Origin of the sequence: Parafrankia sp. FMc2 (assembly GCF_041008525.1) — a bacterium.
GTDB lineage: Bacteria > Actinomycetota > Actinomycetes > Frankiales > Frankiaceae > Parafrankia.
The window spans coordinates 72,182-90,496 of record NZ_JBFLUG010000012.1; the positions used below are offsets into that span (position 1 = coordinate 72,182).

Here is an 18,315-nt window from a genome sequence, read left to right on the forward strand (position 1 = left end):
TCCCAGGGCGACCGAAAACCCCCCCGACCAGCCTCTGGCGAGATATCATTGGATAGTTGCACATTGAGGGGAGCCGATATGGAAGTTCCCACCTCCGCCACCTTCTGCCTGCGCTGCGGGCGAGCCCTCACCAGCCCGCCCAGCGTCGCCACCGGCTTCGGCCCCGACTGCACCCGGCACTTTCGCCGGGCAGCTCCCGCCCTCCCGGGCTTCACCCCACGCCAGGTCGAGGATGCCCTCGAACTGCTCGAGCTCGGCGGCCTCGCACCGCTGCGAGGCAGGCGGGTCTGGCTCACCGTCGGCCATCACGGCACCACCTACCGCACCGCCTCCACCGGCCAGTGCACCTGCATGGCCGGCATTCACGGAAAGCCCTGCTATCACGTCGCGGCGGTGCGTCTCATCGCCGCGTGAATGTGCCGTCGGCGGCCCGGCGCGGGAATTCTCCGGCGCACTCGGCGTGGGGGTTCCCGCACCGGGCCGCTTTCCGGCCAGCAGCCACGGTCAGGAGGACCAGCGAAAGTCAGTGGTGTGTGTTGGCGGGGTGGCCGGGCCCCGCCCGGCCCACCAGGCAGCCGGCCCGGTCGATGACGAGGACGTCGACGTCCACCGGCGCCTCCCGCAGGATCTCCCGGGCGGTGCGCAGCGCGCCGGCGGCGATGAGGTCGCCGAGCGCGATGCCGTCGTCCAGGCAGATCCGCAGCGCGCCGAGCGCGGTGTTGGCCCGAAGCACCCGGTCCTGGAGATCGGCGTCCGCGCCGCCGCCCCGCGCGAGCGCGGCAAGGCCGGCCAGGTCGACGCTGGAACGGCCCGAGTGCAGGTCGAGGTGGCCCGCGGCGAGCTTCGCCAGCTTGCCGACCCCGCCCACGACCGTCAGCTGCGGGACGGGGTGGCGCCGCAGGTACTTCAGGACGGCGCCGGCGAAGTCACCCATGTCGAGCAGGGCCTCGTCGGCGAGCCCGAGCACATCCCGCGCGACCTGCTCGGACGTGCTGCCGGTGCACGCGGCCACCCGCCGGTGACCCGCCGCTCGGGCGACGTCGATGCCGCGGCGGATGCTGTCGATCCAGGCCGAGCAGGAGTACGGCACGACGATCCCGGTCGTGCCGAGGATCGACAGCCCACCGAGAATGCCCAGCCGGGGGTTCCAGGTGCGGGTCGCGAGGTCCTCCCCGCCGTCCACACTGATCTCGATCTCGACATCCACGGTGGCTTCGGGGTGCTGCGCGGCGACCGCCGCGACGGCGGTGCGCATCATCCGCCGCGGAACGGGGTTGATCGCCGGCTCGCCCACCGCCAGCGGAAGGCCTGGTCTGGTCACCGTGCCCACCCCGGCACCGGCACGGAACACCACACCGCTGCCCGGCCTACCGGGCCGCACCACGGCGGTCACCACGGCGCCGTGGGTGACGTCGGGGTCGTCCCCGGCGTCCTTGACGACGGAGGCGGTGGCCCAGCCGGGCCGGAGCGCCTCGCGGGCCAGCGCGAAGGCCGGCCGCGCACCGCCAGGCAGGGTGATCGTCACCGGGTCGGGGAAGTCGCCGGTCAGCAGGGCCGTGTACGCGGCCGTCGTCGCGGCGGTCGCGCAGGCGCCGGTGGTCCAGCCGTACCGCAGCGCGCCCCGGTCGGGCCCGGGCCGCCGGCGGGCCCCGCCGGGCGCCGGTTCGCCAGGCATCTGATCGCCGGGTGCTGGTTCACCCGGTGCTGGTTCACCGGGCTGGTGCCCGGCGGCTTCCCGGGCTGGTCCGCCGCCCATCGGGCGGGTCAGTCCGCGTCGAGCGCGAGGGCGTTCACCGCGGCGGCGGCGATCGCGCTGCCGCCGCGGCGCCCGCGCACCACCAGGTACTCAAGCCCGCTCGGAGAACTCGCGAGGGCTTCCTTGGACTCCGCGGCACCGACGAAGCCGACCGGGACACCGATGACCGCCGCGGGCCGGGGCGCACCGCCTTCGACCAGTTCGAGCAGGCGGTACAGCGCCGTCGGCGCGTTGCCGACGACCACGACGGCGCCACCGAGATGGTCCTGCCACAGCTCGACCGCGGCCGCGGAGCGGGTGGTGCCCGCCCGGCGGGCGATCTCGGGCACCCGCGGGTCGGAGAGAGTGCAGATCACGGCGTTACCCGCCGGCAACCGACGGCGGATGACGCCGGCGGCGACCATCTCGGTGTCGCACAGCACCGGTGCGCCGCCGACAAGCGCTGACCGCGCGGCGGTCGCGACACCCGCGGAGCAGCCGATGTCGTCGGTGAGATCGACCATCCCGCAGGCGTGGATCATGCGCACGGCCACCCGGGCGATGTCCGCCGGCAGGCTGCGCAGGTCCGCCTCGGCGCGGATCGTCGCGAACGACTCGCGGTAGATCTCGGCGGCGTCCCGCAGATAGCCGGTCATCGCGCGGCGGCCGGGCAGAGCGGACGGGCGTACACCTCCGGAGCATATGCGGGCAGGTCGCCGGGGCGCACCTGGCGCGGCGGCGCGGGGTGCGGCCCGGAGCGCGGCGTGCGGCGCGGCCGGGTCGGCGAGCGCGAGGGTTCTGTCCGACCGGAGCCGTATCGTCGCGGTGTCCCGCCAGCCCGCCCTTGTGTGGCCGGCGGGAGCTCCGCGCCACCTGACCCACTTGCCGGAGGAGCCGATGCCCGCCCTCGACCAGGTCAAAAGCCGGTCCCTGCGTCTGCTGGACTATCTGGCCGCCCTCGCCACCGATCTGCGCGGCGCCCCGCGGCGCCGGCTGGCCGAGTACGACCCGGCGCCGGTGCTGCCCCGTGACGTGCCGTCCCACCCCCAGGTGAAGCTGGGTCCCGGGCAGACGCGGGAGAGCTGGCTGGAGGTGGGCAAGGTCTCGGCTCCCGTACCGCCGCGGATCCCCCGCGCGCTGTACGCCTACCTGGGCGGGGTGGACGTCCGGCCCGACCTGCCGCCTGCCCTGCCCGCCGACCTGCGCGAGCGGGCCGCGCAGCGGGGGGACGATCCGGAGGCCGTCACCCGGGCCCACGACCGCTGGCTCCGGGAGGCGTGGCAGCCCTGGGCGCCCGCCGCCCGCGCCGCGTATGCCGCGCGTGGTCTCTACGAGCGGCTGTTCGACCTGCGGCTGCGCCACAGCCACGACACCACCGGCCTGCAGCTCGTGTGGGGCCATTCGCTGCTCAGCTGGCGGGTCGCCGCCGCCGGGGGCGAGCAGGTCATCGTCGAACACCCCCTGCTGATCACCCCGGTCCGGCTGGACGTCGACCAGGACGACGGCGTCATCCGGGTGCTGGTCGACGGCACCACCTCGGTGGAGACCGACCCGGTGCGCGGCCTGGAGGCGCCGGAGCTGCGCGAGCTGCCCGCCCTGCGCGACCGGCTGCGCACCAGCCCGCCGGACGTCTGGGAGCCTGCCGAGCTCGCCCAGCTGCACGCCCAGCTGGCCGCCCCGCTCGGGCTGGACGCGGCGGTCCTCGACGGGCCCGACCTGCCGCCGCCCGGGCCCAGTGCCCGGGTCGTCGACACCTGGGCACTGTTCCTGCGCCCGCGGCCGACGACCGGCGCCCGTTTCTACAGCGAGCTTCGGGAGGCGATGGCCGAGCGCGACTTCCTGCCCGAGGCGGTGGCGGCCGTCGTCGCCACGGAGTCGCTGGTGGCGGAGGCCCTCGGCGACGCCCACAGCGGCTGGGACGGGCCCGGCCGCGGCGACCTGGGCGCAGGCGGAGTGGGGCCGGGGCACCCCGGCGGTCCGGACGGGGCCGACGACGGGTGGGCCGCCACCGGCGCTCGGCTGCTCATGCCGCTGCCGACCAACGACGACCAGGAACGGGTCGCCGCACAGCTCGCGACCGCGCGCGGCGTCACCGTGCAGGGCCCGCCGGGCACCGGGAAGAGCCACACCATCGCGAACCTGGTGTGTCATCTCGTGGCGCACGGGCGCCGCGTGCTCGTCACCGCGCAGGACGAGCAGGCCCTGGTCGTCCTGCAGGAGAAGATTCCCGCCGAGCTGCGGCACCTGTCCGTGGCGGTTCTCGGTTCCAGCCAGGCCCACATCGAGCAGCTGCGGGCGTCCGTCGTGGAGATCCAGTCCGCGGTCGGCGACGTGGATCTCGCCCGGGAGGCCCGCCAGGTCGAGCGGCTCGCGGCGGAGCTCGACGCGGTGCGATCCCGGACCAGGGCGCTGGAGCTGGACCTCGTCGAGCTGCTGCGCGGCGAGGAGCACGAGTTCGATCTTCCGCACGGCCGGGTGCGGGCCGCGGGCGTCTCCGAGTGGCTCGCGGCCAACGAGGCCGCCCTCGGCGCCGTGCCGGACCGGCTCGACCCCGACACGCCGCCGCCGCTGCGGCCCGACGAGCTCGCCGAGCTGTTCGCGCTGGCCCGCGGCATACCCGAGGCGGAGGCCACCGCCGCCGGCCAGGCGCTGCCGGACCCGGCCGCGCTGCCCGGCGCCGGCCCGTTGGCGGCCCTGTTCGACCGGCTGGACCGGCTCGACGCGGAGGTGGCCGACGGCGAGCGGGCCGGGCTGGCCTCCGCGGCGGTCGACCGGCTCGGCGACGCCGGGATCGCCGCACTGCGCGCCGAGGTCCTGGCGGGCGCCGCGGAGCTCGGCCCGCTGGAGGAGCCGTGGCTGGTGACCCTGCGCGACCAGTGCGCCTCCTCGCCCCGGCTGGCCGACTTCTGGCGGGTGCAGGCGCAGGAGCTCGCGGCAGCGGTCGCCGACCTGCACGCCCTGCGGGGAGCGCTCTTCGGGCACCGCGTCGACCTTCCCGCCGGCGACCCCCGGGCCCAGCTGGACCTGCTCGGCGAGCTGCGCACCCGCTTCGCCGCCGGCCGCGGCCTGCCCCGCTTCGGCGGGCGGGAGCTCCGCGACTTCGCCGACCAGCTCCACATCGACGGCTACCCGGCGCGGACTGTCGAAGACCTGGATGTCGCCGCCGCCGCGATCACCGGCCGGCTTCGGGTCAGCGCCGTCCTCGGCCGCTACACGGACGTGGCCGGCCAGCTAGGCGCCCCTCCCATCACCGACGGGCTCGGCATCGACCCAGGCACCACCGGCGGCTATGGCACCGATGGTCCGGGAGGCGGCGGTCCGGGAGGCGGCGGTCCAGGTGCCGGCAGTCCGGCGCAGGCGGCGTTCGCCGTGCTTCCCGCGCTGGACGCGGCCAGCGACCGGATGACGTCCGCGCTGGTCTGGGAGGCGGGTCCCGGCCGGGAGCTGGCGGCCCGGCTGGCCGCCCTGTTCCGGGAGGTGCCGCCCCGCCCGAGTTCCGCCGACCTGCTCCGCCACGCCGACCTGCTCGGTCTCGCCGGCACCCGGATCGCCCAGCAGGCGGCGCAGGCGGAACTCACCGGGCTCACCGAACAGGTGCGGGCCGGCCGCGCCGCGGCGGCGGCCAGCCCGCTGTGGACGGAGCTCGGCGACACGCTCTCCCGCCGGGATCTGGCCGGCTGGGCGCGTGCGCTCGACACCGCCGCCCGGCTGCGGGGGCTACGGCCCGCGGTCGACCGTCGCGTCGAGCTGGCCGAGCGCCTCGCCGTCGCGGCCCCCCGCTGGGCCGCCCGGGTGCTGTCCACCGGCGCGGACCCGGCGATCTGCGGAGATCCCGAACAGCTGGCAGCGCTGTGGCGGTGGCGCCAGGCCGAGACCTGGCTCGCCGACCTGCACGCCGGCGCGGACATCCCGGCCCTGCAACGACGCCTGGACGCCTCGACCGAGGCCGGTCGCCGCCTCGTGCTCGACGTGGCCCGCCGCTCGGCCCGACTCGCGCTCGCCCGCAACCTCGGCTCGGAACAGCGCCAGGCACTCACCGGATGGGTCCAGGCACTCAGCCGCGTCGGCAAGGGAACGGGCCGGTTCGCCGGCCGGTGGCGGGCCGAGGCCCGCACCCACATGACCGCGGCGATGGGTGCCGTCCCGATCTGGATCATGCCGATCCACCGGGTGATGGAGAGCTTCGATCCTCGGGTGAACGACCCGTTCGACGTCGTCATCGTCGACGAGTCCAGCCAGTGCGACGTGCTCTCGCTCGGCGTGCTGAGCCTCGGCCGCAAGGCCGTCGTCGTCGGCGACGACCAGCAGACCAGCCCGTCCGCCGTCGGCATCCCGCGGGAGCGGGTGTTCACCCTGATCGAGGATCACCTGCCCGACGTCGCCCACCGCTCGCTGCTGGATGTCGAGGCCAGCCTCTACGACACCGCGGCCCGGGTCTTCCCGCGGACGGTGGTGCTCAAGGAGCACTTCCGCTGCCTGCCCGAGATCATCGGCTTCTCGAACCGGTTCTACGACCACCAGATCCTGCCGCTGCGGGAGACACCGCGGGTCACGGTCGGGCCGGCGCTGCGCCCTGTCCGGGTCGCGGGCGGGGGCCGGGCGCCGGGCCGTTTCGGCGACGCCAACGAGGTGGAGGCGGGCGCCGTCGTCGACCAGATCATCGCCTGCTGCGCCGATCCCGCCTATGACGGCATGACCTTCGGAGTCGTGACCCTGCTCGGCGCCGGCCAGCCGCGGCTGATCGAGCACAGCCTGGTCGAGAAGCTGGGCGAGGAGGAGTACGTCCGGCGCCGGATCCGCGTCGGCGACCCGTACCAGTTCCAGGGCGACGAACGCGACGTGATCTTCCTGTCCGTCGTCGCCGACGACAACCGCTCGGCGGCGACCCGGCGGCGCGACATGCAACGGGTGAACGTGGCGGCGAGCCGGGCCCGTGACCAGCTCTGGGTGTTCCACACCGTGGCACCCGAGACGCTGCGCGACGACGACGTCCGCCGCCAGCTGATCGAGTACATGTACGCGGCGCCGGCCGCGCGGGAGGTCACCCGGCTCGTCGACCTGTGCGAGAGCGAGTTCGAACGGGCCGTCCTGCGCGAGATCCTGGCCCGCGGCTACCGGGTGCGCCCGCAGCATCCGGTGGGGCGGTTCCGGATCGACCTGGTCGTCGAAGGCGAGTCCAACCGGCTCGCCGTCGAGTGCGACGGCGACCGCTACCACGGCCCCGACCAGTGGGAGGCCGACCTGCGCCGCCAGCGGATCCTCGAACGGCTCGGCTGGACCTTCTGGCGGATCAGGGGTTCCGAGTTCTACCGGCAGCCCACCCGCACGCTCGAGGGCCTCTGGCACCGGCTCGACCAGATGGGCATCCGCCCCGCACCGGCGCCCACGCCTGTTCCGGTTCCCGCTCCGTCGCCCCTCCCGGCTCCCTCGCCGACGCCGCTGCCAGGTCCAGTCCGCACGCCCGCTCCGTCCGGGGCGCTGTCGACCGCGCCGGCCACCACCAGGCCGGCGGTACCCGGGCAACGGCCCGTCCCGCCGGTCGCCCCCGCCCCCGCCCCCGGGGCCGGGGCCGGGCCGACGATCGACCTACCGAGCGGATTCCGCCACGCGGGATGGGTGCGCCGAGAGGAGGCCGAGGCCGTCCTCGCCGCGCTCGCCCTCGCCCGGGACGTGCCGATCAGCGCGACAGGTGGCCGCGCCCGGGTCATCGCCATCGACCCCTGTGATCGTTGGTCTCCGGCCGCCCCGGCCCACGGTTCCGCGCCGGGCGACACCGAGTTCGCCCCCGAGGCCGCTGTCGTGCTGCGCCCCCGCGCCAACCCCGGAGCCGGTGGCCGCCGGATCCTCTGGCTGACCCAGCGGGAGGCACAGGCCGTCCTGCGCGCTGTGGATCGCGCCCAGGACCAGCCGGTCAGCGCACGGTCCGGGACCGGCGGGCCCGGTACGCCGGGGGCCGGCGCGGCGCACGGGCTGGTCCAGTACTTCCCGGCGGAGTCGGAGGCCGCCCGGCGGTACGGCTCGGTGGCCCGGTTGCTGCGCCCCGGCCACGCCGGCCACGCCGGCCACGCCGGCCACGCCGACCGGGCCGCGGGCGGCAGCGGCGAAGCTACCCTCTAGGTGATGTCGACCCCCTTCTCCAGGCGCGCCTGGCCGCTTCTCGCGGCCATCGTCGCGGTGCTGGGGCTGGTGGGCGCGCCGGGTGCGCTGCCCCGCGGGCACGGGCAGCTGGCTGCACAGCAGTGGTCCGCAGATCTCACGCCCGCCGCCTTGTCCGCCACCGTCTCGCGGCGGGCCGCGGCGGTCGCGGAGCCCGTCAACGCGGCAGCGCCGAAGCGCGGGAACGCCCTGCGCCCGTGGCTCGACGCCCAGCCGCTGCTCGCGGGCAGCCACCACCAGCGCTCGGAACATCAGCTGCTCGGGCTGGGCGCGGCCCTGTGCGTTCTCCTTCTGAGCGCCGCCTGGCTGACGGCCCGACCCGGCACAGCCGAGCGCACCCCGCACCGCGCAGGCGGCGGCCCCGGGTCCCGCGGCCCTCCGGCGGCTTCCCGCCGCTGACAGCCGCCCATGCCTCGAGGACCTGAACCGGGGCCCGCCGGAGGCGTGTCCTGCCGTGCCCGTCCCGAGGCCTGCTCCCAGGAGTCGAGATGGACCCGGACTTCGAATGGGGCCGACTGCTCGTCGCAGTCGTCCTGCTCGCCGTCATGTTCGCCGTACCTATGATCATTGTTGCTCGCGACCACCGCGCTGACCGCCGCCGCTACGGCGCCGCCGCCGTCACCGCGCCGATCCGTTACACAGCGGACAGGCGCCGCTATCGCGCGGGCTACCCCCCTCCCCGCGACGCCGTGGAGAGCTGAGACCGGCCCTGCGGTGGCTCCGCGGAGCCACCGCAGGGCCGGCTGGTGCCGGCCTCCCGTCCGATCACGGGAAACGGAACGTGCGAGGGTGGAGCTGCGGCCGCAGCGGGAGCAGGAACGGGAAGGTGGGACGGCGCGGCGGCCACTCGTCCCGCGCCGGGGCGCGCCACGAGGGCCAGGGAACGGTCCGGCCCGCCGTCGATACCGCCACCAGGCCGGCCGCGGCAGGCTGCTCCTCACCCGCCGACAGCGGCGGCAGCGGGGTCTCCGCCCAGTCGACCGGAAGCCCCGCGCAGAAGACGCAGATCAGACCACTCCGCGGCGATGGCACCGGCACGCCGTGGTGGCGGTAGACCTCCATGAACCCGCCGTCGTCCTCGAACCAGCGGGAGACGGTGAACGAACGGTGCCAGCTGTGGTGGCACCGCCGGCAGCGGAAGAAGATCTCCGCGCGTGCGCTCTCGACATCCAGCACGTGAGGCTTGCCGATCATCACCCGCGCCCTTCGTCCGCTTCGATGGCGTCAGACCTGTCCTGACCCGTGCCCGGCGCGCGGCCCCGGCTAACCCGGGTGCCCTGAAACCGCAGACCGCCGGGGAAGCGTCACAGGCTCGCGGCGTGGCCCTGTGTTGGCTCTGTGTGGTGTGCCCGCGGGGTAGCAGCGGCCTGCTGCCGCAACGCTACCGGGGCGCTACCGGCTGCCGGGAACCTGCCGGCTACCGGCCACCGCCGGTGGTCCGTCGCGCGGGGCAGCCGGCCGGGCCGGCCCCTCCTGGACGCGACGGGGCCGGCACCACGGCGTCCCGGCAGGTCCGCCGCCACGGTCCGGTCCTGTTCTTCCTCATCGTTCACGCAAGGGGTTGATGACACGTGCCGAGTCGTTATTCCTGGGGCGGTACCCATCCGTCGATCGCCTGGCTCACGGCGGAGACGGCGGCGGCCCGCAGCACCGTGCTCGCCCATCCCCTGTACGGCCGGCTGGTGACGGCGGACGACGTCACCGCCTTCATGACCAGCCACATCTTCGCGGTCTGGGACTTCATGTCGTTACTGAAGACCCTGCAGCGCGAGCTCACCTGCGTGGATGTGCCATGGGTGCCGACCACCCACCGCGAGTGCCGACGCCTGATCAACGAGATCGTCCTCGTCGAGGAGAGCGACGAGTACGGCGAGTCCTACATCAGCCACTTCGAGCTCTACCTGGCGGGCATGGAGGAGGCAGGGGCGGACACGGGGCCGGTCAGGCGGTTCCTCGCGGAGCTCGCCGTGGGCACGGCGGTGCCCGTCGCGGTCGTGCGCGCGGGGGTGCCCGCGCCGGCGGCGACCTTCGTCCGCGCCACCTGGGAGCTGCTGACCACCGCGCCGACGCATGCGCTGGCCGCGGCGTTCGCGTTCGGCCGCGAGGATCTGATCCCCGAGATGTTCTCGCAGGTCCTGGAAGGCAACGTGCAGCTCAGTACCTTCCGCGACTACCTGGCGCGGCATGTCGCCGTCGACGGGGAGCAGCACACGCCGATGGCGATGGCCATGCTCGTCGCCCTGGCCGGCGAGGACCCGCACTGCTGGCGGGAGTGCGCGAGCGTGGTGAACGGCTGCCTGCAGGCCCGCGCGGCGCTGTGGGACGGCATCGCCGCCACGCTCCCGGACCAGCGCGTCGTCGCGCCGGTCGCCTGAGAGCCGGGGCAACGATGATCATCGCTCTGTTCGTTCTCCTCGGGCTCCTCGCCGCCTACGTGGCGTTCGTCTGCACGTCGGTCGCCCTGCCGCGGCGGCTGCGGCTCGCGCTGGGCCCCATGTCGCTGGAACGGACACCTGACCGGGCCGCCCGCCGGCACCGCGGACGTGTCCTGTTCACCAGTGACGAGCCGTGCTCGTGGTCCCTGCCCGGCACCGGAGGAGGTGCCGGAGGTGCCACAGGGGCCACAGGGGCCGGACCGGACCGGTGGACGGCGCGCGACATCCAGGCGACGGCCGGACGGCTCGCGGCCGCGCTGCACACGCTCGGCCTGCGCCACGGGCAGCGGGTCGCCGTGCTCAAGCGGAACCACCTCGACATCCACCTCCTGCACCTGGGGGTGGTGCGGGCCGGCGGGGTCGCCTGCCCGATGAACGGCGCCTTCGCCGCGGACAAGGTGGCCCCCTACCTGGTGAACATCGACGCCCGGATCCTGTTCGCGGACGTCCCCACGCTGCTGCGGGTGCTGCGGGAGGGTGGCACGCCGGGCCGGGTGGACACCATCGTCCTCGTCGGGCGGGTGGGTGACATCCCCGAATCCGACGTGCGGGAGCTGCACGGGGCGCTGCACCGCGCCCCGGACGGGAGCACGGCGCCCGCCGTCCACTGGATCGAGGACCTGCTCGCCGCGGCCACCGAACCCGCTCCCGCGGTGCGGCGTGGCCCCCGCGAGCCGCTCTACCTGGTGCACACGTCCGGGACGACCGGGTTCCCGAAGGCCGTCATCCTGCGCAACGGGCCGCAGTCCCGGGCGATGCGGGGATGGCTGTGCTACGTCCACATCTCGCCCCGCCGGGACCGGGGGTACATGGCCGTCCCCAACAACCACCAGGCGGTGATCCTGACCTTCCACTGCATGCTGCTGCTGGGCGTGCGGGCGCACTGGACGGCGGCCACCGGCCGGGACTTCGACGCCCTGGGCGTGGTCGAGGAGCTGGCCCGCGACCGCTACACCGGCTTCTTCGGCTTCCCCATCACCTACACCCAGCTCAGGGAGGTGCCGCTGGCCGAACACGACCTGCGGGCCATGCGGTTCTGGGCCAGCACCGCCGACGCGGCGCACGAGGCGATGATCCGGCCGTGTGTCCAGGTGGGCGGCACCTTCCGCCGGCTGGGTCTGCCCGTGGGCGGCTCCGTCTACCTCGACGCACAGGGGTCGAGCGAGGTCGGCACGCCGTCCGTCCTGCGGTACTACTCGCGGCTGACCCGCCGGTACGACCGCCGGATCGGGCGGCGCCACTCGGCTCCGTTCGGCCCCGGCGTGCGGATCGCCCGGGACGGCGTGCCGGTCCCCCGCGGGCAGGTGGGACGTCTGGAGGTGCGCGGCAGGACGCTCTTCGAGGCCTACTGGAACAACCACTCGCTCACCTACGAGGCTGTCCGGGACGGCTGGTTCTTCACCGGGGACGTCGCCCGCTGGTCGGGCGGGCACGTCGTGCAGCTCGACCGTGAGGTCGACGTGATCCGCACCGCCGGCGGCGACGTCTACAGTCTGCCGATCGAGGAGCGCATCCACCTGCACCCGGCCGTGTTCGACACCTGCGTCTACGGGGCGCGCCAGCCGGACGGCACCCAGCGCCCGGCCGCCGCGGTGGCTCTGCGGCCCGGGATCGGGATCGGCGCGGCCCGGCTGCGCGACGAGCTGAACGCGCTGCTGGCCCCGGAGGAGCAGCTGGTCGCCGTGGAGATCCTGCCGTGGAGCGAGTTCCCCGTCGGCGTCACCGGCAAGACGCTCAAGCGCGTGTTCCGCGAGCGGACGGAACCGCTGCCCGTGCCGGAGGCCAACCGTCCGGTCGCGCTGCAGGCGGCTCCCGCCCCGCTGGTCGCCAGCAGGTCGGTCTAGGTGCCCCCCGTCGAGAGGAGGTGGCCGCGGTGACCGTCGCACAGACCGCGCAGACCGCGCGCACCAGGACGACCGGGCAGACCGGGCAGACCGGGCTCGGAAGCCGGGACCGCGACTGGGCGCAGCTTGCCAGCCTGGCGTGGTCCGGTCCGCCCGAGGCGCTCGCCGCACGGGTGCGGCAGATCCTCGGTCGAGACGAGAGCGGTCTCGGTGATCTGTTGGAGTTCGTCCTGCAGTACGCCGTCTACGCCGGCTGGCCGCGGGGGTCCGAGCTCGAGGGGGTCGTGCGGTGCCAGTGGGCGCTGCACTGCCGCGACACGGGCACGGATCCCGCGTCCTGGCCAGCGCCGGGCGCCATCTCCCTCGACCGGGAAAGCCGGGACGAGCGGCTGCGGGCCGGCGAGGAGACGTTCCGTGCCGTGAACCGCAGCGAGGCGCCGCCCCGGGGCAGCCCCTTCGTCGAGGCCGGCATGCTCGGCTTCGTCTTCGGGCAGGTGTGGCGCCGGCCGGGCCTCACGACGCGCGAACGCCGCATCGTCGCGATCATCGTCTGCGCGGCCGCCGGAGCCGTCCACCCGTTGCGCCACCATGTCCGCTCGGCCCTCGCCTCGGCGGACCTGTCCGCCGCCGACCTGCGGGATCTGCTCACCGAGGTCGAGGGCCGGGTGCCCGCCCCGGCCGCGGCCGTCCTGCGGGACGGGTCAGGCCCGCACCCGCCGCGCTGACCAGCACGCCCCGCGCCGGCCGGCAGCCCTGCGCCGCCGGCCGGCATGCCAGGCCAGGGCCGTCCCGCCAGGCCCGTCCCGCTCCGCCCTGTTGGCCGCCCAGGGCAGCCAGCGCCCGCCCACACCGAGGAGACCCCACGATGCACGCCGCGCACACCACCACCTCCCGGAGTGACGCTCCGGCCGATACTCGGAGCGACGCTCGACGCGATGTCCCCAGCGCTCCGCGCGATGTCCAGAGCGACGCTCTGCCCAGCGCGCACGGCGTCGACGCGCAGGGAGATGGCACGCCGGCTGCCGAGGCCTACGGATTCGTCGGCCTCGGCAGCCAGGGAGCCGAGATCGTCCGGCTCTGTGCGGTGGGCGGGGTGCGGCCACGCGTGTTCGACCTGCAGGCCGACCGGGTCGAACAGGTCCGCTCCAGCGGAGTCACCGTGGCGCCGACCCTGGCTGACCTGGGCCGGCACGCCACCGTCGTCTCGGTGTGCGTCTTCGCCGACGACGACGTCCGCGCCGTGGTCGCCGGGCCGGGCGGGTTGCTGGAGACGATGCGCCGCGGCGGCCTGATCGCCGTCCACAGCACCTGCTCACCCGAGGTGTGCGTCGAGCTGGCCACGCGGGCCCGCGAGCGGGGCCTCGCGCTGGTCGACGCGCCGGTCAGCAACGGGATCCGCGACGCCCGGGGGCGCGCGCTGACGGTGATGTTCGGCGGCGGCCAGCCGGAGCTGCGGCGATGCAGGCCGGTGTTCGACCTGTTCGCGCACACCGTGCTGCACATCGGCGAGGTGGGCAGCGCGCAGCTCGTGAAACTGCTGAACAACGCTGTGTTCCTCGCGCACCGTGGCGCGGCGGTCGAGGCGCTGCGGGAGGCGGTCCGGCTGGGCCTGGACCCGGACCGGGTGCGGGTGGCTCTCCGGACGTGCAGCGCGGCGGCCAGCCCGCTGCCCCCGGGAGACCAGCCGCTCGGCCTCTCCGGCAGCGGGCCGTCCCTGACCGCGCTCGCCGCCCTGCTCACCAAGGACCTGACCCTGCTCGACACCGCCCTGGCCGCCGCCGACGGGAACGCCGGGCGGCTGGGGAGCCTTGCCAGGGAGGCCCTCGCCACGCTGCTGGACCTGGACCGGCGTGCCTCCGACGCCCCCGACGTGCGGACCGGGCCGGCCGGCACCTGCCCGGGGCACTCCGTGGGGGCGGAGGTTCCGGCCTGAGCCCTGGCCTGCGGCGGGATACCGGCCAGGGGATCCCCCGGGGTCAGCGGCGGAGGGCTCATTTCCCGGTGTGGGCATCGACCGGAAGTACCAGCACCCGAAACAGATGAACAACATGCGCCGGAGCGCAGATAGTCGCCTCAACGCAAGCCGGTAGACGATTGACAGGGCTGCGGGGACAATTCAGACTCCTAGTCGGACTGGCGAACAAAGGACCGATTCACGTCCAATTAGCACGATCCGACGGTCGGCATGGCCGAAATGCGGACAGGAAAGGCCGTCCCGACGGCCGGACGCCGCACGGCCCAACGCGGAAGGGACGGATTCGGCCGTGTCGTGGAGGGGAAATCGCGCGACAACAATCCAGACCGCCGCGGGATTCGGCGGTACCGCGGATCACCAACCGGCCCGCCGGAGCGCAGGTCAGGATCTTTCCCCACGGCGCCGACGACGAAAAGGGCCGGCTCCGCGGATACGGTTCGCGGAGCTGCTCCTGGATGCCCGGCGCGCCGCCCGTGCGGGTGACATGCGACGGGCCGCGGAACTTCAATCCCGCGCCGTGCTGCTTATCGCGCGAGTTCACGCGGAATCGCCGGCCGATCCGCAGCCGGCATGGATGCTCGGTGGCGTTCAATACGACCTGGCGGCGTTGCGGTACAGGGCCGGCGATCCGGGCGCCGCGGTCCGCGCGTTGGACGCGAGCGAGCAGCTCTACGCGGTACTCGCCCGCCGGACACCCGCGGCGGCCGGGCCGCTGGCAGACGTGCGGGCCCGGCGGGCTGTCGTGCGCGCCACGCAGGGGCACGGTGCCTCCGCGCTGGTGGACGCGCAGGCGGCTCTGCTCGGCCTGCACGCGGCCCCCGGCCGGCTGGGCCGCCCGGACGGGCGGGACGATCCCGGCTCCGCTCGCGTCCTCGCGCTCTGCGGCGACGTCCTGGCCGCCTTCGGCGATCCGGACCTGGCCCTCGTGGCCTCGGAACGCGCCGTCCGGGCCCTGCTCGGGCCGGCCGTCGCGCCACCGGCCGTCGCACCACCGGCCGGCGCGCACCCCACCGGCACGTTCCTGACCGACCGGCCAGGCTCGCCGCATCCGGGCTACCTCGCGCGTGCGTGCCGCGTCGCCGCGGTCATCCGGCAGGCGCGCGGCCCCGGGCAGGTCGACCGCGCGCGCCGGCTGGCGGCCGCGGCCGCCCATCTCGGCGCACCACCCACGTCAACGCTCCTGGAACAGCGGATCTCCTCGCCGCTTCCCCCGGATCTCACCCTCGGCCTGCGCGGCGCGCTGCGAGTGGCAGAACGCCGCGGAGGCGACCCGGGGGCCACCTCGTCCCTGTTGCAGGCGCTGGCCGCCCCTGATACCGACGGCGCACCACCCGGCTGGTCGACGGACCCGACCTGGCACGGCAGGATCACCGCGGCCCGGGCCCGGCCGAACGGGCCCACCCCCGCCGCGGCCGGTGCCTGCGCGACGATGCTGGGCCGGCTGGCCGGCGACATCCTCTCCGGTTCCGCTGACCCACTGGTCGGGCTGCGCCTGATGCTGGAGGCCCACTGCCTGCGCGCCGCGCCGGCCGCCGCCGCCCGTCCCGCCGCCGCAGCCCCCGGCGGACCAGTGGACCGGACGCAGCCGGCAGACCCCGCCTGGGCAGGCCTTCTGGACGCCGCAAGCCGCCGGATCGCCGCCGTGGGAGATCCGTCCTTCGCCCTCGACCTGGCGAGCTGGGCCGAGCGCGCCCGCGGCGGCCCGGCCCGCCGGCCCGTCGCCGCACTCGATCCGCAGGGCGCGGCAGGGACCTCGCAGGCCCTGCCGTGCTGACGGCAGGGTCCCCGCTCGGAGCCGGTCAGATCGCCGACAGTCCTGGAGGACGGAAGATGACAGCCGGAAGCACGCCGACAGGTGGAAGTCCCCGGTTCGCACTGCTCGGCCCGCTCGAGGTCCGCGACGACCTCGGCCGGGCGGTTCCGGTCTCCGCTCCGAAGCAGCGAGGTGTCCTTGCCACGCTGCTGGTCGACGCCGGCACCGTGGTCTCGGCCGACCGACTCTCGGATCTGCTCTGGGACAGCTCGCCACCGCCGTCCGCGACGAAGACGCTGGAGAACTACGTCAGCCGGTTGCGCCGCTTACTCGGGCCCGTGCTGGGCGGACGCATCATCACCCGCTCTCCGGGCTACGTGATCGAGCCACGGAACAGGTTCGAGGTCGATCTGGTCATCCAGGCGGACCTCGCCGGACGGGCGCAGGAGGCGGCGGCCCGGGGCGACTGGGCCCGCGCCGCCTGTGACGCCCGGGACGCCCTCGCCCTGTGGCGCGGAGACCCGTTCTGCGACATACCGGTGGAGCGGCTGCGACGGGAGCAGGCACCGCACCTGGCCGAGGCCCGGCTGCGGCTGCGGGAGCTGGCGCTGACCGCCCAGGTGATGCTGGGCGACCACCAGGGCGCCCTGCCGGAGCTGCGGCGGCTCGTCGAGGAGACCCGCATCCGGGAGCACCCCTGGGAGATGCTGATCCTCGCCCTGTTCCGGTGCGGTCGCAAGGCCGAGGCATTCGAGGCCTACCGCCAGGTCAGGTGGGTCCTGCGCGACGAGCTCGGCGTTGATCCCGGCCGCGGTCTGCAGCAGCTGCAGCGGCACATGCTGTCCGACGACCAGCTGATCTTCCCGGGCCCCGCCACCGGTACGGGCAGGTCGACCGCCGTCGCCGTCGCCGGTGGCTCCGGACAACCGACGACCGCGACCATGATGACGACATCCGCCGCGCTGGTGACCGACCCGACTCTGTCGATCGACACAGCCATGGTGACCGACACAGCCTTGGCGAACGGAACAGCCATGACCGCGGCCGCGGGAGAGTTCCGCCCGCGGCCGTCAGGCCCGCTCTCCCCGCCACCCGCCGCCGTCCACCAGGCTCTCGCAGGCAGGTACGAGAGCCTGCCTTCGCCGCGGGCGGGCACCGACCCCGATCCGGCCCGGGCACTGCGCCTGCTCAGCGGCTGGAGCGGCGCCGATCTACCGCTGGCGGCAGTCTGCGCGGTGCTCCGCCGGCCGCCGGCGCTCGTCCGCCGCGATCTGGCGGTTCTCATCGATCAGGAGCTCGCGGAATCCCCCGCGCCGGACCGGTTCAGGCTGCCCGCCATGGTCCGGCTGTTCGGCCGGACCAGAGCCGGCACCGGCACCGGTGGGCCGGGCCGGGACGACGACGCCGCGCCGGGTGTCGTGCTGCGGCGCCTGGGCGGGTGGTACCTGCGCAGCACGGTCGAGGCCGGGAACGTGCTGCATCCCTACGGCCGGCGGCCCGGTCTGCACCCGGCCTCGGACGAACACCCGCCGGAGACGTTCGGCAGCTACCGGCAGGCGTCGGTCTGGGTCGCCACCGAGCACGAGAACCTCATGACCACGGTGCGGATGGCGGCCACCGCGGGTGAGCACGCCCTCGCGTGGCGCCTGGCCGCCGCGCTCACCGGCTACTTCCACGTCAGCAAGCGGTGGACGGACTGGATCACGACCGCGGAGATCGGGCTGGCGTCGGCGCGGCAGGCACAGGACCGGTTCGGCGAGTCCGCGCTGCTGGTGAGCGCCGGGCTGGCCTATGACGACCTCCGCATGTACGGGCGGTCGCTGGAGATGCTCGAACGGGCGCTGTCGGTGGGCAAGGACAGCGCGGACCAGTGGGGGGAGGCGGTCAGCCTGCTCAGCCTCGCCCACGTGCGCGGCGCGAAGCGGACGATGGCCGACCACCAGAGCGCTCAGAAGATCTTCAGCGAGGTGGGAAACTCCTGGGGTTTCGCCCTGACGCAGATCGAGCTCGGCCGTGCCCACCGCAATCTCGGTGACCTGGACCAGGCGATCGCCTGTCACCGCCATGGGGCCGCGATCCTGGGCGACCTCGGCGACGAGTGGGGCCTGGGGCTGGCACACCTCGGCCTCGCCGAGGACCATCTGGCCCGTGGCGACCATGCCAGCGCCGCTCTGGTGTGCCGCCGGACGCTGGCACTCACCCACGGGATCCGGGACCGGCACACCAGCGCCCGTGCCCTGACCCTCCTCGGGCACAGCTATCTGAAGGTCCCGGACCCGGCCGCCGCGCGGCGCTCCTGGACCGAGGCGCTGCGCATCTTCGAGGATCTGGCGGACCCGCGTGCGACGCAGCTCCGGGTGGGCATCGCGACGCTGGACGCGGCCGCGACGATCGCCTCCTGAGCCGCGCCGCCCATG

At 74.8% G+C, this 18,315-nt stretch carries 13 protein-coding genes; 10 read left to right on the forward strand and 3 right to left on the reverse strand.

The window, feature by feature from the left end; all coding sequences use genetic code 11:
- Nucleotides 1-78 precede the first annotated feature (78 nt).
- Nucleotides 79-414: a DUF6011 domain-containing protein gene (locus AB1460_RS07120; RefSeq protein ID WP_368959801.1), complete on the forward strand. Its 336-nt coding sequence runs from the start codon at nt 79-81 to the stop codon at nt 412-414.
- Between the two features lie 109 nt (nt 415-523).
- Here AB1460_RS07120 and AB1460_RS07125 read toward each other — a convergent pair whose 3' ends face one another.
- Nucleotides 524-1,675, reverse strand: a complete 1,152-nt coding sequence (locus AB1460_RS07125; protein ID WP_368959802.1) for a cobalt-precorrin-5B (C(1))-methyltransferase — start codon at nt 1,673-1,675, stop codon at nt 524-526.
- Between the two features lie 89 nt (nt 1,676-1,764).
- On the reverse strand, nt 1,765-2,391 hold the full coding sequence (locus tag AB1460_RS07130) for a precorrin-8X methylmutase (RefSeq protein ID WP_368959803.1): 627 nt from the start codon (nt 2,389-2,391) through the stop codon (nt 1,765-1,767).
- A 241-nt stretch (nt 2,392-2,632) separates the two neighbouring features.
- Between AB1460_RS07130 and AB1460_RS07135 the strand changes: the two genes are divergently transcribed.
- The 3 genes from AB1460_RS07135 (at nt 2,633) to AB1460_RS07145 (ending at nt 8,592) form a co-directional block, all read left to right on the forward strand.
- Complete coding sequence (locus AB1460_RS07135; protein ID WP_368959804.1) at nt 2,633-7,852, forward strand: AAA domain-containing protein; 5,220 nt, start codon at nt 2,633-2,635, stop codon at nt 7,850-7,852.
- A gap of 3 nt (nt 7,853-7,855) precedes the next feature.
- Nucleotides 7,856-8,290, forward strand: coding sequence for a hypothetical protein (locus tag AB1460_RS07140; protein ID WP_368959805.1), 435 nt, complete (start codon nt 7,856-7,858; stop codon nt 8,288-8,290).
- Nucleotides 8,291-8,379: 89 nt separating this feature from the next.
- Nucleotides 8,380-8,592, forward strand: a complete 213-nt coding sequence (locus AB1460_RS07145; RefSeq protein WP_368959806.1) for a hypothetical protein — start codon at nt 8,380-8,382, stop codon at nt 8,590-8,592.
- A 64-nt stretch (nt 8,593-8,656) separates the two neighbouring features.
- Here AB1460_RS07145 and AB1460_RS07150 read toward each other — a convergent pair whose 3' ends face one another.
- Nucleotides 8,657-9,085, reverse strand: a complete 429-nt coding sequence (locus AB1460_RS07150; protein ID WP_368959807.1) for a hypothetical protein — start codon at nt 9,083-9,085, stop codon at nt 8,657-8,659.
- Between the two features lie 377 nt (nt 9,086-9,462).
- Here AB1460_RS07150 and AB1460_RS07155 point away from each other — a divergent pair, with 377 nt between their 5' ends.
- From AB1460_RS07155 to AB1460_RS07180, 6 genes are all read left to right on the forward strand, one after another.
- Nucleotides 9,463-10,266: a DUF3050 domain-containing protein gene (locus tag AB1460_RS07155; RefSeq protein ID WP_368959808.1), complete on the forward strand. Its 804-nt coding sequence runs from the start codon at nt 9,463-9,465 to the stop codon at nt 10,264-10,266.
- A gap of 14 nt (nt 10,267-10,280) precedes the next feature.
- Nucleotides 10,281-12,170, forward strand: a complete 1,890-nt coding sequence (locus tag AB1460_RS07160; protein ID WP_368959809.1) for a class I adenylate-forming enzyme family protein — start codon at nt 10,281-10,283, stop codon at nt 12,168-12,170.
- Between the two features lie 29 nt (nt 12,171-12,199).
- Nucleotides 12,200-12,895, forward strand: a complete 696-nt coding sequence (locus AB1460_RS07165; protein WP_368959810.1) for a carboxymuconolactone decarboxylase family protein — start codon at nt 12,200-12,202, stop codon at nt 12,893-12,895.
- A 140-nt stretch (nt 12,896-13,035) separates the two neighbouring features.
- Nucleotides 13,036-14,103, forward strand: coding sequence for an NAD(P)-dependent oxidoreductase (locus AB1460_RS07170; protein ID WP_368959811.1), 1,068 nt, complete (start codon nt 13,036-13,038; stop codon nt 14,101-14,103).
- 616 nt (nt 14,104-14,719) lie between these two features.
- Nucleotides 14,720-15,919, forward strand: a complete 1,200-nt coding sequence (locus AB1460_RS07175; protein ID WP_368959812.1) for a hypothetical protein — start codon at nt 14,720-14,722, stop codon at nt 15,917-15,919.
- Between the two features lie 56 nt (nt 15,920-15,975).
- Nucleotides 15,976-18,300 carry a BTAD domain-containing putative transcriptional regulator gene (locus AB1460_RS07180; protein WP_368959813.1) on the forward strand — a complete coding sequence of 775 codons (2,325 nt, stop codon included), beginning with the start codon at nt 15,976-15,978 and terminating at the stop codon, nt 18,298-18,300.
- Nucleotides 18,301-18,315: the final 15 nt, after the last annotated feature.